14 protein-coding genes are annotated in these 15393 nt (G+C 47.1%); 1 reads left to right on the top strand and 13 read right to left on the bottom strand.

Features of this window, described 5'->3' with window-relative positions:
• Window positions 1–3: 3 nt before the first annotated feature.
• The 4 genes from floA to rpsU form a co-directional block, all read right to left on the bottom strand.
• Entirely contained in the window at window positions 4–996 is a 993-nt protein-coding gene (gene floA / locus BR62_RS0108345) for a flotillin-like protein FloA (RefSeq protein ID WP_014418409.1), read from the bottom strand.
• A gap of 24 nt (window positions 997–1020) precedes the next feature.
• Entirely contained in the window at window positions 1021–2337 is a 1317-nt protein-coding gene (locus BR62_RS0108350) for an NfeD family protein (RefSeq protein ID WP_032870481.1), read from the bottom strand.
• 122 nt (window positions 2338–2459) lie between these two features.
• Complete coding sequence (locus BR62_RS0108355) at window positions 2460–2906, bottom strand: GatB/YqeY domain-containing protein (protein WP_007408278.1); 447 nt, start codon at window positions 2904–2906, stop codon at window positions 2460–2462.
• 14 nt (window positions 2907–2920) lie between these two features.
• Window positions 2921–3094: a 30S ribosomal protein S21 gene (gene rpsU / locus BR62_RS0108360; RefSeq protein ID WP_003152957.1), complete on the bottom strand. Its 174-nt coding sequence runs from the start codon at window positions 3092–3094 to the stop codon at window positions 2921–2923.
• Between the two features lie 171 nt (window positions 3095–3265).
• On the opposite strand from rpsU, the gene BR62_RS0108365 reads away from it, so the two are divergent.
• Window positions 3266–4192: a Na/Pi symporter gene (locus BR62_RS0108365; RefSeq protein WP_007408277.1), complete on the top strand. Its 927-nt coding sequence runs from the start codon at window positions 3266–3268 to the stop codon at window positions 4190–4192.
• A gap of 36 nt (window positions 4193–4228) precedes the next feature.
• Here the strand turns inward: BR62_RS0108365 and mtaB are convergent, their stop codons facing one another.
• The 9 genes from mtaB to lepA all read right to left on the bottom strand — a co-directional run bounded on the left by mtaB (window position 4229) and on the right by lepA (window position 15294).
• Window positions 4229–5584, bottom strand: a complete 1356-nt coding sequence (gene mtaB / locus BR62_RS0108370; protein WP_007408276.1) for a tRNA (N(6)-L-threonylcarbamoyladenosine(37)-C(2))-methylthiotransferase MtaB — start codon at window positions 5582–5584, stop codon at window positions 4229–4231.
• Window positions 5584–6354, bottom strand: a complete 771-nt coding sequence (locus BR62_RS0108375; protein WP_007408275.1) for a 16S rRNA (uracil(1498)-N(3))-methyltransferase — start codon at window positions 6352–6354, stop codon at window positions 5584–5586. The genes mtaB and BR62_RS0108375 overlap by 1 nt, the downstream gene beginning before the upstream one ends.
• A gap of 22 nt (window positions 6355–6376) precedes the next feature.
• Complete coding sequence (gene prmA / locus BR62_RS0108380) at window positions 6377–7312, bottom strand: 50S ribosomal protein L11 methyltransferase (protein ID WP_015240238.1); 936 nt, start codon at window positions 7310–7312, stop codon at window positions 6377–6379.
• A 23-nt stretch (window positions 7313–7335) separates the two neighbouring features.
• Window positions 7336–8463, bottom strand: a complete 1128-nt coding sequence (gene dnaJ / locus BR62_RS0108385; protein ID WP_003152895.1) for a molecular chaperone DnaJ — start codon at window positions 8461–8463, stop codon at window positions 7336–7338.
• 186 nt (window positions 8464–8649) lie between these two features.
• Window positions 8650–10488 carry a molecular chaperone DnaK gene (gene dnaK, locus BR62_RS0108390; protein ID WP_007408273.1) on the bottom strand — a complete coding sequence of 613 codons (1839 nt, stop codon included), beginning with the start codon at window positions 10486–10488 and terminating at the stop codon, window positions 8650–8652.
• A 24-nt stretch (window positions 10489–10512) separates the two neighbouring features.
• Entirely contained in the window at window positions 10513–11088 is a 576-nt protein-coding gene (gene grpE, locus BR62_RS0108395) for a nucleotide exchange factor GrpE (RefSeq protein ID WP_020956094.1), read from the bottom strand.
• A gap of 59 nt (window positions 11089–11147) precedes the next feature.
• The gene (gene hrcA, locus BR62_RS0108400) at window positions 11148–12179 is read right to left on the bottom strand and encodes a heat-inducible transcriptional repressor HrcA (protein ID WP_003152889.1); all 1032 of its coding nucleotides are present in this window, start codon (window positions 12177–12179) and stop codon (window positions 11148–11150) included.
• Window positions 12180–12259: 80 nt separating this feature from the next.
• Window positions 12260–13399 (bottom strand): radical SAM family heme chaperone HemW, encoded by a 1140-nt coding sequence (hemW, locus tag BR62_RS0108405; RefSeq protein ID WP_032866705.1) that lies wholly within the window; start codon window positions 13397–13399, stop codon window positions 12260–12262.
• A gap of 59 nt (window positions 13400–13458) precedes the next feature.
• Window positions 13459–15294, bottom strand: a complete 1836-nt coding sequence (gene lepA / locus BR62_RS0108410) for a translation elongation factor 4 (RefSeq protein WP_012118023.1) — start codon at window positions 15292–15294, stop codon at window positions 13459–13461.
• Window positions 15295–15393: the final 99 nt, after the last annotated feature.

The raw sequence follows: 15393 nt of genomic DNA on the forward strand, positions 1-15393 counted from the left end.
AGGTTATTGTTGGTCTTCATCTTGCTGGTCATTCGTCAGCTTGCCGATAGAATCCCTCATGTCCGTATCCGCGTCGATATTTTTTATGTTCATATAGTCCATGACGCCGATGTTTCCTTCACGCAACGCTTCTGCCATCGCAAGCGGCACTTCGGCTTCTGCTTCCACGACTTTTGCACGCATTTCTTCTACGCGAGCGCGCATTTCCTGCTCTTGGGCGACCGCCATGGCGCGGCGCTCTTCGGCTTTGGCCTGCGCAATGTTTTTGTCTGCTTCTGCCTGATCCGTCTGAAGAATCGCTCCGATGTTTTTGCCGATATCAACGTCGGCGATGTCAATCGAAAGAATTTCAAATGCAGTGCCTGAATCCAGCCCTTTGCCAAGTACGGTCTGCGAAATCATATCAGGGTTTTCAAGTACTTTTTTATGATTGTGTGAAGAACCGATTGTCGAGACAATCCCTTCTCCGACACGGGCGACAACCGTCTCTTCTCCCGCTCCTCCGACAAGGCGCTCAATATTGGCTCTTACCGTGATTCTGGCTTTTGCTTTTACTTCAATTCCGTCCATGGCGACACCCGCGATAAACGGTGTTTCAATGACCTTCGGATTGACGCTCATCTGTACGGCTTCCAATACATCACGCCCGGCCAGGTCAATGGCTGCGCAGCGTTCAAATGTCAGCTCAATATTGGCGCGCTGTGCCGCAATCAGGGCATTGACCACCCTGTCGACATTACCTCCGGCCAGATAATGGCTTTCGAGCTGATTTGTTGTTGCGGACAGGCCGGCTTTGTGCGCTTTAATTAACGGATTGACAACGCGGCTTGGTATGACGCGCCGCAGCCTCATCCCGACCAAAGTGAAAATGCTGATTCTGACTCCTGCCGCAAGCGCCGAAATCCATAGCATCACCGGTACAAAGGTGAAGAATATGGCTAACACAATAATGGCAGCAGCAACTAATGCTAAAATCGCCAAACTTGACAGTTCCATCTAATTCCTCCTCAAGGTTATCATCTATATTTCTCTCACGACAATGCGTGAGCCTTCCGCTTTCACTACTTTCACCTGTCTGTCTTTTTCAGTGAATGATCCTTCCGAGACGACATCCAGACGTTCATCATCAATAATGACGGTGCCTGACGGTCTGAGGGCTGTAGCGGTAACGCCGACTTTTCCCAATAGCTCCGTCCGGTTCTGATTTGAAACATAACCGCTCTCCGTGCTTGTTGAATCAGTTAATATTAATTTTTTAAAGAATTTCATTCGTTTCCCCAACACCCTTGTTAATATGATAAAGGCTGTAATAGACACAGCAATGGCGATCAAGAGAGAAACCGCCATGACGGTAAAGCTGCCCGCAGCGAGAAAGAGGCTCGCGATGACGCCTGCAATACCGATAAGACCGATTATGCCTCCGGGCAGGAATATCTCTAAAAGGATAAAAACGAAGCCCGCGCAAAATAAGAATACGCTGTCATAGCCGGCGAATCCGGCAGCGATATGCCCGGTGAAAAACAGCAGCATGGCCGTCAGTCCGACGGCACCCGGTATCCCGAGGCCCGGCGAGAACAATTCAATGGTCAAACCAAGCAAAGCAAGCGTTAATAAGACGGGGACAACAAACGGATTTGTCAGCCATCTGCCCAGTTTGCCGACGAAACCTTCTTCTGCATGGTGAACATCCGCTTTGTCAAAACCGAGCTTTGTATATAGAGCATCAAGGTTTGAAACCGTGCCCTCCGAATATCCGACTTCCTTGGCTTTTTCAGCTGTCAGTGTCAGCAGTTTTCCCTTTGGGGCGCCCGCTTCCTTTGCATTGATGGCGGGATCTGCCATGGCCAGGGCGTATTTCGGATTTCGGTTGTTTTTAACCGCTGCGTCCTCCATTTCTGCATGCCACAGTGATTGGGCCTTTTTGTCTGCCGCGTTTCCTTTTCCGTCGATGATGGCTGCGGCACCCATTTTTCCGCCCGGCGCCATGTAGATTTCATCTGCCTGAAGCGCTATATACGCTCCGGCAGAAAGCGCCCGTTTATTAACGTAAGCGGTAACAGGCATATCCGCGCGGCCGATGATATCCGCAATATCCAAGGCTGATTGAACGGCGCCTCCCGGTGTATTGATGTCAAGAATAATGTGTGACGCGCCGGACTCCTTCGCTTCTTTGAAAGAACGCGATAAAAACGAGGCGAGCCCCTGTTCGACATTTTTCTCAACCGGGATGACATAAACCGATGGATGATCAGCTTTCGCGTTCAATTGAACCCCTAATAAAGATAATACAAATAAGCCCAATAGAGCAACAGCAATTCCGGTTTTTTTTCGGAACAAGGCAAATATACCCTCCTTCCCGTTTCGTTCTTCTTTATATACGTAACAAATGTACTTTAGTTTCATTTTTTTATGTATAAAAAAAGACATCTCTCAAGGAAAGATGTCTTTTTTCTTGTCAATTAAGATAATTGACTGCTGACAAGTCTGTTAATTACGCTGCCGTCAGCTTTACCTTTTACTTTAGGCATAATAGCACTCATCACTTTGCCCATGTCCGCTTTGGAGCTCGCACCGACTTCAGCGATGGTTTCATTTACGATTGTCTGCAGCTCTTCTTCAGAAAGCTGCTTCGGTAAATAAACTTCTAAAATGTCCAGCTCTTTTTGAACTTTATCTACTAAATCTAAACGATTAGCGTTTGAAAATTCATGGAGGGAGTCTTTACGTTGCTTAAGTTCACGAGATAGGACAGTAAGTTCCTCATCCTCGGTCAAACTGTCTTTCTTAAGCTTAATTGCTTCGTTTTGAAGTGAAGCTTTCACCATTCGAACGACAGTCAGTTTGTCTTTCTCACGGCTTTTCATATACAGCTTCATATCTTGGTTAAGTCGCTCAAGAAGACTCATAAATCCACCCTCTTTTAGAATTTGCGTTTTCTAGCAGCTTCTGACTTTTTCTTGCGCTTTACGCTAGGTTTTTCATAAAATTCGCGCTTTCTTGCTTCTTGCAAAGTACCTGTCTTTGATACACTGCGTTTGAAGCGACGAAGAGCATCTTCAAGCGATTCGTTTTTTCTAACGACCGTTTTTGACATTCTCTTTCCCTCCCTCCGAATACACCAATCGACTACCTTTAAAAAGATACATATATAAACATGTACTTTGACATTATAATATAAGCCATCAGTCAGGTCAACTAAGCGAGCTCACTTTTCCGTCATGAATAAAGCTGCTTGTCTATATAATGATGGAAAGGGGTGTTTCATTTGATGATACTGATTCTCTTTACCGCACTTATCCTGGTTTTTTTACTCGGAATGAGCCTGCTCAGGCAGGGCCTGATCGCCTTAACGTATTCAAAAATTGAGAAGAGCCTGCTCTTATTTACCGACCACCCTTTGAAAGCTTTTCTCATAAGCATCGTATTCACTGGTTTTCTTCAGAGCAGCTCAGCCTTCATGGTCATTGTCATCGGCTTTGTCAGCGCAGGCGCTTTATCTTTTAAACGGACCATTCCGATGATTCTCGGCACGAATGTCGGCTCCACGTTTACGACGGAGTTTTTAGCCATAAAGATGGATGTGCTCATTTGGGTGCTTTTTATCGGAGGCCTTGTGTTTATCCTCCTCCGTAAATATCCGTTCAGGCAGATCGGTATAAGCTTCCTCGGTCTCGGCATCATCTTTTTTTGCATTACATGCTTCAGCCGGCTCGCCGTTCCGCTGACAGAAATGAAGGCGGGGGCGGAGGTTTTGCGACATGTGAATGATTCGAGCTGGTCCGCTCTTTTTATCGGCATGATATTGACGGCAATCATTCATTCAAGCTCGGTCTGCATCGGCATTTTGATGAGTTTTATGAACGAAGGGGTGATCGGCATTGAACAAGCAGTCAGCGTCGTTCTGGGATCTAATATCGGGACATGCGTCACGGCCGTCATGGCTGCTGTTTCAGGCGGTTATGCCGCCAGACAGACCGCCGGTGCTCACGTTGTGTTTAATATTCTCGGCGTGCTGCTCGTATTTCCCTTCCTGTCCGCATCAGCAGGTTTTACGGAGCGCCTGTCTGATGATCCCGCGCAGATGATTGCGCATTTCAGCCTGTTATTTAACGTAGTCACCGCCTTATTGTTTCTGCCGTTCACACATTTGTTTTACCGGCTGATTGACAGGCTGATTCCTCCGAAACCGTAAAAAACCGATGCGGGAAGGCACCGGTTTTTTTATCTGTTATGAAGACATGCGCATGTTCCGGGTCATTTCATCCTCAACGACGCGGACGAATTGTCCTTCGTTATACGGATAGCCCGCTTTTTGAATTTTGACTTTGACAAGTTTGCCGATTACATCTTCCGTGCCTTTGAAGACGACTTTCATGTAATTGTCCGTATAGCCGACGAACATGCCCTCCTCATCAGACTCTTTAAACGCCTCTTCCGGAATGATTTCCAGAACCTCTCCTTCATAATCGGAGGCGTATTCTTTTGCAAGCTGGTCAGACAGCGCGATCAGCTTATGCACCCGTTCGTTTTTCACGTTCTCGTCAACCTGGTCTTCCATTCTGGCCGCAGGTGTTCCGGTGCGTTTGCTGTAAGGGAATACGTGAAGCTCTGAAAACTTATGTTCTTTAATGAACCGGTATGTTTCCATAAATTCTTCTTCCGTTTCTCCCGGGAAACCGACGATGACATCAGATGTGACGGCAAGACCCGGCAGCGCTTCTTTAAGCTTATTTAAACGGTCCGCGAAAAATTCCATCGTATATTTGCGTCTCATCCGTTTCAGAACGGTGTTTGATCCTGACTGAATCGGGATATGAAGGTGACGGACGATTTTATCAGACGCATCCAGCACTTCAATCACTTCATCAGTGATTTGGCTTGCTTCAATAGATGAAATTCTGATCCGCTTCAATCCTTCTACACGTGTATCAAGCTCGCGGAGAAGCTTGGCGAAATTATAATCTTTCATATCTTCGCCGTAGCCGCCCGTATGAATCCCCGTCAGGACGATTTCTTTATAGCCGGCATCCACAAGCTGCTGCGCCTGTTTAATGACTTCTTCCGGATCGCGGGAACGAAGCAGGCCGCGCGCCCAAGGGATAATGCAGAACGTACAGAAGTTGTTGCAGCCCTCTTGGATTTTTAACGACGCTCTTGTGCGGTCAGTAAAAGCGGGAACATCCAGCTCTTCAAACACGCGTGCTTTCATAATATTGCCGACGCCGTTGATCGGCTGGCGCTCTTCCCTGTACTGCTCAATGTAACCGAGCATTTTTTCACGATCCTGCGTGCCGACGACGATGTCAACACCCGGGATGGCCATAATTTCCGCCGGAGAGGTTTGCGCATAGCACCCTGTTACGCAGATGACGCCGTCAGGATTTTGGCGGATCGCCCGTCTGATGACTTGACGGCTTTTTTTATCTCCCGTGTTTGTTACCGTACATGTATTAATGACATATACATCTGCTGTCTGTTCGAATTCTTTTCGTTCATAACCCGCATCTTTAAACAGCTGCCAGATTGCTTCTGTTTCATAATGGTTGACCTTGCAGCCAAGGGTATGAAAAGCAACAGTTGCCATTACTGATCACCTCTTAATAACTCTGTATGATAGGAAACTGCGCTTAACGCGTAAAGAGGCGCAGTTTCAGTCCGTAAAATTCTCGGTCCGAGGCCGCATAAGACGGCGCCTTTTTCTGAAAGCTGATGAACTTCAGACTCAGTTAGACCGCCTTCAGGGCCGAATACGATTAAAAGAGACGAACCTTGCGGAAGGCTTTTGAGCTCCGCAGCGAAAGCGCCCGTTTCTCCCTGCTTTGATGACTCCTCGTATGCAACGACACATTTATCGACATTCTCCGCCATTTCAAGCAGCTGCCGGAACGTATGAACGGTTTTCACTTCGGGAATTTCATTGCGGTACGATTGCTCCGCCGCTTCCTTCGCGATTTTCGCCCATCTCTCCCGCTTTTTCTTTGCCTTTTTGTCGTCTAGCTTAACGACGGATCTGGCGCCTTGAAAAGGGATGAACATACTTGCCCCCAGCTCGGTCCCTTTTTGGATAATCCATTCAAGCTTATCGCCTTTCGGGAGGCCGCTGGCGATCCTGATCTTCAAAGGCAGTTCACGGTTTTCACCCGTCCACTCAGCAATGCTGCATGATATATGATCTTTAGAAACCTCTTTAAGCAGGCATAACGCTTCATGGCCGTCTTTCGAACAGCAGATAATCCGGTCTCCCGCACTCATTCTCATGACGTTCGCTATATGGTGGACGTCTTCCCCCGTGATTTGAAAATCAGGAGTTTCGTCCATCTCCTGCTTCGTGAGCTCGATAAAATATCGTTGCATACGCTGTGACACCTACTAACTGTTATTTTTTCGCGATGATGCTGACCCAATCTTCCATAGACAGAATTTCTATGATGGTAAAGCCGGCTTTTTCCAACGCTTCTTTTACTTCCTGTTTTTTCTGGCCGATAATGCCTGAAGTAATAAAATGGCCTCCGTCTTTGAGCAGGTCGTACGCCTGTGATGTAAAGCGGAGAATCACTTCCGCCAAAATATTTGCGACAATGACATCATGTTCGCCCGTGATGCCGTCTAACAAATTGTTCTGCTTCACTTCGGCCGTATCACTCACTTTGTTCAATTTCACATTCAGACGCGCGCTTTCAACAGCGACCGGATCAAGGTCATACGCATGAACCGATTCGGCCTCAAGCATGGCGGCCGCGATGCTTAAAATTCCTGAACCGGTGCCGACATCAATTATACGGTCGCCTTTTTGAACGATACGCTCAAGCGCCTGAATGCACAGAACCGTTGTCGGATGCGTTCCCGTACCGAATGCCATACCCGGATCCATTTCGATAATCAGTTCATCTGTATGAACAGGTGTGTACGTTTCCCAAGTGGGAACAATCGTGAACTTTTCAGAAATTTTCACAGGATGATAATACTTTTTCCAAGCTGTCGCCCATTCTTCTTCATTAACTTCAGAAATGGTGATTGTGTTTCTGCCCAAATCAATGTCGTACAAAAGCAGATTATTAATCGTCTCTTTTATGCCGTCCACCGTTTCGCCGAGGAAACTGTTGATCGGCAGATACGCTTTGACAATGACACCCTCATCGGGGTAATCATTGGGGTCGAGCTGGTAGATTTCCCCGTAAACATTCTCACGCTCTTTCATTAAATCAAGCGGATCTTCGATGACAACCCCGCTCGCACCAGCTTCATGCAAAATATTTGAGATGGGTTCGACCGCTTCATGTGTTGTGTGAATGCTGATTTCGGACCATTTCAAAACTACCAACTCCTATCCAATCATTACTCGCCTTTAAATGCGCGTTTTACTTTGTCAAAGAAACTCATTTCTTGTTCATCCGGCAGGTTTCCGCTGACTTCAGCGAACTCGCGGATGATGTCTTTTTGTTTGTCTGTCAGATTCGTCGGTGTAACGACGCGGACGACAATGTGCTGGTCGCCTTGTCCGTAGCCCCGGACGTTCTGAACGCCTTTGCCTCTTAATCTGAATTTCGTGCCTGTTTGTGTGCCGGCAGGTATTTTCAATTTCACTTTTCCGTGAAGCGTCGGCACTTCCACTTCGTCTCCGAGTGCCGCTTGGGCAAACGTTAACGGCATTTCGCAATAAATATCGTCTCCGTCGCGCTCAAAGAACTCGTGGGCGCGCACATGGAATACGACAAACAGATCTCCCGCAGGCCCTCCGTTTACGCCCGGTTCACCTTGGCCCGGAACGCGCAGCTGCTGTCCGTCATCCACACCGGCAGGAATCGTGACATTGATTTTTTTCCGTTTTTTCACTTTGCCCGTGCCGCCGCAGTCAGAACACTTGTTTTTGATGATTTTTCCTGTTCCTTCACAGTGGTGGCAGACTCTGCGGTTAACCACTTTGCCAAACGGCGTGTTCTGTTCGACGTTCAGCTGGCCTGAACCTCCGCAGTGCGAGCACGTATCCGGCTTTGTTCCCGGCTTCGCGCCAGACCCTTTACATGTTTCGCAATTCTCTTCGCGCGGAATTTCAATGATCGTTTCTTTCCCGAAAGCCGCATCTTCAAATGACAGGGTCATTGTATACTGCAGATCCGCGCCTTGCCGCGGCGCATTCGGGTCACGGCGTCTCGTGCCGCCTCCGAAGATGCTTGAGAAGATGTCATCGAAACCGAAGCCGCCGAAGTCTCCGCCGCCTCCGAAACCGCCGCCGAATCCCTGGTTAGGGTCTGTATGGCCGAATTGGTCATATTGAGCGCGTTTTTGGTCGTCTGAGAGCGCTTCGTACGCTTCTTTTACCTCTTTGAATTTTTCATCTGCTCCGGATTCTTTATTGATATCAGGATGATATTTTTTTGAAAGCTTCCGATAGGCTTTTTTGATTTCATCCTTTGAAGCGCTCTTACTTACCCCAAGCACTTCATAGTAATCACGCTTACTCATCTCGCTTCACTCTCCCGAATTTCTCACATAAATTAGATTGTATCATTTTGAATTATGTTTTTTCAATTCCTTTTATCCCGGGCAAGAAAAAAAGTCAAAGCCAAGAGATGCCTGACTTTGACTTTCTGTCTGTTGAATCAGAATATGCTGTGTGTTCTTCCGCCTATAGTCTGTGCGGGAAAGAACTTATTTTTTCGTTTCGTCGTCTTTTACTTCTTCGTATTCCGCATCGACAACGTTGTCGTCCGCTTTTTTGCCTTCAGCGTTTGCCCCGCCTTCAGCCTGCTGCGCTTTCGCCGCTTCTTCGTAAAGCTTCATAGAAAGCTCTTGAACGATTGTTTGAAGCTCATCTTTTTTCGCTTTGATGTCTTCAATTTCGTTTTTCTCGATAGCGGCTTTCAGCGCGTCTTTCGCGTCGTTTGCTTTTTTCACTTGCTCTTCGTCCACTTTGCCTTCCAGATCTTTTAATGTTTTTTCCGTTTGGAACACAAGCTGGTCAGCTTCGTTGCGGACTTCGATTTCTTCTTTTCTCTTCGCATCAGCGTCAGCGTTTTCTTCCGCTTCTTTTACCATGCGTTCGATCTCATCATCAGAAAGACCTGAAGAAGATTTGATTGTAATGTTTTGTTCTTTTCCTGTGCCTAAGTCTTTCGCTCTTACGTTTACGATACCGTTTTTGTCAATATCGAAAGAAACTTCGATTTGCGGTACGCCGCGCGGTGCAGGCGGGATATCAGTAAGCTGGAAGCGGCCGAGCGTTTTGTTGTCGGCAGACATCGGGCGCTCACCTTGAAGCACGTGAATGTCAACAGCCGTTTGGTTGTCAGCTGCAGTTGAGAATACTTGAGACTTGCTCGTCGGAATTGTCGTGTTGCGATCGATCAGTTTCGTGAACACGCCGCCCATTGTTTCAATACCGAGAGAAAGCGGTGTAACGTCAAGAAGAACAACGTCTTTTACGTCTCCCGTGATGACGCCGCCTTGAATCGCTGCACCCAGCGCTACAACTTCATCAGGGTTTACGCCTTTATGCGCTTCTTTACCCGTTTCTTTTTTGATTGCTTCCTGTACGGCTGGAATACGTGTTGATCCGCCGACAAGGATAACTTTGTCGATTTCGCTCGCAGAAAGATCCGCATCTTGAAGAGCCTGACGGACAGGAGCCATTGTGCGCTCAACAAGGTGAGCGGAAAGCTCTTCGAATTTAGCGCGGGTCAGTGTCAGCTCAAGGTGAAGAGGACCTGCTTCTCCCGCTGTGATAAATGGTAAAGAAATTTGTGTGGATGAAACGCCGGAAAGATCTTTTTTCGCTTTCTCAGCCGCATCTTTCAAACGCTGAAGCGCCATTTTGTCTTTTGAAAGATCAATGCCGTTTTCTTTTTTGAATTCTGCTACGAGATGATCGATGATGACTTGGTCAAAGTCGTCTCCGCCAAGACGGTTGTCACCGGCAGTTGAACGGACTTCAAACACGCCGTCGCCAAGTTCAAGAACAGATACGTCAAACGTACCGCCGCCAAGGTCGTAAACAAGAATTGTTTGGTCTTCGTCCGTTTTATCAAGTCCGTATGCAAGCGCTGCTGCAGTCGGCTCGTTGATAATACGCTCTACTTCAAGACCGGCGATTTTACCAGCATCTTTTGTCGCTTGGCGCTCTGCATCGTTGAAGTATGCAGGAACCGTGATAACGGCTTTTGAAACTGTTTCGCCGAGGTAGCTTTCAGCATATGCTTTCAGATGCTGAAGGATAATAGCTGACACTTCTTGAGGCGTGTAGTCTTTTCCTTCGATTTCCACTTTATAGTCAGTACCCATATGGCGTTTAACAGACATGATTGTGTTAGGATTTGTGATGGATTGGCGTTTCGCCACTTCCCCTACTTGGCGCTCGCCGTTTTTAAATGCAACGACTGACGGAGTCGTACGGTTTCCTTCAGCGTTGGCGATGACTGTAGGCTCTCCGCCTTCAAGCACTGCCACACATGAGTTTGTCGTACCCAAGTCAATTCCGATTACTTTACTCACTTTGAATTACCTCCTGCTATGTAGTTATTGATTCACTTTTACCATTGAAGGACGAATGACGCGATCCTTCAGTTTGTAGCCTTTTTGCAGTTCTTCGATAACAATATTGCTGCCGAAGTTTTCATCTTCCACCTGCATGACGGCTTGGTGAAGGTTCGGATCAAATTCCTGGCCGACAGCTTCGATGGCTTGAACGCCTTCTTTTTCAAGTGCGTCCATCAGCTGGCGGCGGACCATTTCCATACCTTGCAGCAAGCTTTTTGTCTGCTCGCTTTCAGCTTCTACCTGTAACGCCCGTTCAAAGTTGTCGAGCGCCGGAAGGATTTCCGTTACGACGTTTTGAGAACGGTATTTCTGAGCAGCTTCCATTTCAAGGCGGCTGCGTCGTTTATAGTTTTCAAAGTCTGCTTGAACACGCAAAAGCTTGTTTTCTTTTTCATCAAGCAAACCCTGCAATTCATCAATTTGGTGCTGAAGGGCTTCTTCCTGACCTGCCGTTTCTTCATGCTGCTCTTGTGAAGCGGCTTGTTCTGCCTGTTCTGTCACTTCTTCTTGTTCTGCTGCTTCAACCTGTTCTGCGGTTTGTTTTTCTTCTGACATTGTGTTCACCTCCCTCAAATGCTGTAAAAAGATGACTGAAAATGATTGCCAAAATTCCCTTATTCATCATACAAACTTGTGAATGCTTTTGACAAGTCCGAAGTCACGTGCTGCAGCAGGCTGACGACTCTTGAATAATTCATGCGCGTCGGCCCGATAATGGCGATTGATCCGATCTGTTTCGTATCAACTGTATAGGTGGCCGTGATTAAGCTGCAGTTTTCCATTTCTTCGTAGTCGTTTTCTTTCCCGATTTTGATTGAAATCCCGGCTTTTGATGACTGAAACAGCTTCAGAACATCCTGCTCTTTTTCAATTAAAGATAAGAGCGAGCGGACCCTTTCAATATCATGGAACTCCGGCTGATTCAGCATGTTGATCTTTCCGCCGAAAAACAATTTCTCAACGTGGGCCGCCGGATGGAATGTGGAGCGGAGCGATTCAAGTATGCTGTCATAGTTGGCGATATGCTGCCTTAAATATGTGACAACCTCTTTGAAAATGCGCTCATTCAGTTCGTCCATCGGCACGCCCGCTAATCGATCGTTTAGTATATTGACCAGTTTTTCAATATCGGCCAAATCCACTTTAGCCGGGAAATTGATGGTGCGGTTTTCGACATGCCCCGTGTTCGTGACGAGAATGGCGACCGCCTTATCCGGCTGGATCGGTACGATTTGAATCTGTTTAAGATAGTTCTCGCTCAGCGTCGGCCCGAGGACAATCGATGTGTAGTTTGTCAGGTCGGACAGGATTTGCGCTGATTTTTGGACTGTTTTTTCCAGCTCGAAGATTTTTTCTTTAAATATCGAGTGAATTAAATCCAGATCGGTTTTTGTCAGCTTGACGGGTGACAGCAAATGATCGACATAATACCTGTACCCTTTTTCCGACGGAATCCGTCCTGAGGATGAATGGGTTTTTTCAATAAAGCCCAATTCCTCCAAGTCAGCCATCTCGTTTCTGATCGTTGCAGAGCTGAATGTAATCTCGTCTTTTTTTGAAAGAGTTCTTGATCCTACAGGCTGCGCTGATTGTATAAAATCATTAATAATCACTTGCAGGATCAACAGCTGACGATTTGTTAACATCATCATCACCCCTGTTAGCACTCAAGGTCAGCGAGTGCTAATTCTATATCAAAAGTAACAAACCAAAAGAAAAATGTCAATTATAACTCACCCAAAAAAGCGCCAAAAACCTCATTTCCTAATAATTTGCCCTCATGCGTTAATGCAACCGATTCTTTCGTGTCACAAATCAGGCCTTTTTCGGTTAAATCTTTGAGAACATCGGGAAACAGTTCGTCGACCGAGCGTCCGAATTTATCGAGAAAAGCTTGCTTTTGTACGCCGGACATTTTTCTGAGACCGAGGAACATTTCTTCTTCAATCTGCTCCTCACGTGTCACCTTGTGCGTGTCACGGTAAGGCAGCCCCTTTTCTTCGATGAGCTGCATGTAATGTTTCACAGGCCCGGCGTTGACGGTGCGCGTGCCGCTGATATATCCGTGAGCGCCTGCGCCAAAACCGAAATACTCTTCATTGCTCCAATACGTCAGATTATGCTGCGACTCGTATCCGGGCTTTGCAAAGTTACTGATCTCGTATTGACGGATGCCCGCTTCACTCATCTGCCTCATGACCGTTTCATACATCTCGGCCTCTTGTTCTTGCGCGGGGAGATGCAGGCGGCCTTTTTGCATTAAATTATAAAACACCGTTTTCGGCTCTACGATCAGCGAGTAAACGGAATAGTGCTCCGCATCAAGAGACAAAGCCGTTTTGACGGAATTGTCAAGATCGGCCAGCGTCTGACCCGGCAGGCCGAACATCAAATCGAGACTGATGTTGTCGAAGCCGAGAGCCCTCGCACGTTCAAAGGAAGTGAATACGTCCTTTTGTTTATGCACTCTGCCGATTTTTTGTAAAAGCTCATCTTCAAAGGTTTGAACACCGAAGCTCAGCCGATTGACACCGGCATTTTTCAGGATTTTTAATTTTTCCGGGGACAAATCATCCGGATTCGCTTCCGCGGCAAATTCTATGAGTCCGTCAGAAGGCTTCAGCACGCGGTGAATGGAATCCATCAATTTTTCCAGCTGGACGGGTGAGAGCGATGTCGGCGTGCCTCCCCCGATAAAAATCGTGCGGAGATCAGGGCGTCCCGTCCGTTCTATTGTATTTATCATTTCCTTTTCGAGTGAGTTTAAGTACTCATCGACAGGCTGGCTCTGAATAAAATATTTATTGAAATCGCAATAGTGGCAGATATGCTCACAAAACGGAATATGAATATAAGCTGATTTCATTTTGAAACACCTTCTTCTTTACAGAAAGAAGCCGCAGCGCGGGACTGCGGCGGCTTCCGTTATTTTTTCGGGCTGTCATCCATTTTAAGAACGGCCATAAACGCTTCCTGCGGCACTTCTACTGAGCCGACCTGCTTCATCCGGCGTTTTCCTTCTTTTTGTTTTTCAAGAAGCTTCCGTTTCCGCGAGATGTCTCCTCCGTAACATTTTGCAAGGACGTTTTTCCGCATGGCCTTAATGGTTGAGCGGGCCACGATTTTCTGTCCGATCGCCGCTTGAATCGGTACTTCAAAGTGCTGACGCGGAATAAGCTCTTTCAGTTTTTCCACAATTACTTTTCCGCGTTCGTACGCGTAATCGCGATGCACAATAAATGAAAGGGCGTCGATTTTTTCTCCGTTCAGCATAATGTCCATCTTGACAAGTTTAGACGGTTTGTAGCCGATCAGCTCGTAATCGAAAGAGGCGTACCCTTTCGTGCTGGATTTCAGCTGATCAAAAAATTCATATACGATTTCCGCAAGAGGCATCTCATATACAATGCTGACCCGGTTGGCGTCTAAGTACTGCATATCGATAAAGTTGCCCCGTTTCCCCTGACAAAGCTCCATAACCGCTCCGACGTAATCGTTCGGAACCATCATCGTCGCTTTGACATAAGGTTCTTCCACCCGCTCTATTTTTTGCGGGTCAGGCATGTTTGACGGGTTATCCACGATGATCTTTTCGCCGTCCGTCATATAAACGTCATAAATAACGCTCGGCGCGGTCGTGATAAGGTCAATTTTAAATTCCCGTTCAATCCGCTCCTGAATGATTTCCATGTGAAGCATTCCTAAAAAGCCGCAGCGGAAGCCGAAACCGAGGGCTTGTGACGTCTCCGCCTCGTATTGAAGAGATGAATCGTTCAATTCAAGTTTTTCCAGAGCCTCGCGCAAATCATTATATTTGGCTGTGTCAATCGGATAAAGTCCGCAGTATACCATCGGATTGAGTTTGCGGTAGCCCGGAAGCGCTTCTGCCGCAGGCTTAACCGCGCTCGTGATCGTATCACCGACACGGGTGTCGCCGACGTTTTTGATTGCGGCTGTCAAATAGCCTACGTCACCGACTGTCAATTCGTCAGCCGGCTGCGCTTTCGGCGTGAAGACGCCGACTTCGATGACTTCAAACTCTTTTCCGGTTGCCATCATTTTAATTTTCTGGCCCGGTTTGACCGTTCCTTCTACGACTCTGATATACGCGACGACTCCGCGGTACGCGTCATAAAGCGAGTCAAAGATGAGCGCTTTCAGCGGAGCTTCCGGATCTCCCGCGGGAGCCGGCACTTTTTCTACGATCTGTTCTAAAATGTCTTCGATGCCGATGCCCGCTTTCGCTGAAGCGAGGACGGCGTCTGAAGCGTCAAGGCCGATAACGTCCTCAACCTCTTGGCGCACACGTTCTGGCTCTGCGCTCGGGAGATCGATTTTATTAATGACAGGAAGAATCTCAAGATCATTATCAAGCGCCAGATAGACGTTCGCCAATGTCTGCGCTTCTATTCCCTGAGCCGCATCAACAACGAGAATCGCGCCTTCACAGGCAGCCAGGCTTCGCGAAACTTCATATGTAAAGTCGACGTGTCCGGGCGTGTCGATGAGATGAAATATATATTCTTCTCCGTCTTTAGCTTTGTATTTCAGCTGAACGGAATTTAATTTGATGGTAATTCCCCGTTCGCGTTCAAGGTCCATTGAATCAAGCAATTGTTCTTTCATTTCCCGCTGGGTGATCGCCGATGTTTTTTCTAAAATCCGATCCGCCAAGGTCGATTTGCCGTGGTCTATGTGGGCGATGATGGAGAAATTCCGGATTCTTGACTGCCTCTCTAAACGCTTTTCTTTATCTGTCACAATCTATCACTCCTACTATTAAACGCAAAATACACTAGCTTAGATTATATCAATAGGATTGTAAACATTCAATTAAAACAAGAAAGAGAAAAGCTTCCT

The organism is Bacillus sp. UNC69MF (assembly GCF_000746035.1).
GTDB classification, from domain to species: domain Bacteria; phylum Bacillota; class Bacilli; order Bacillales; family Bacillaceae; genus Bacillus; species Bacillus velezensis.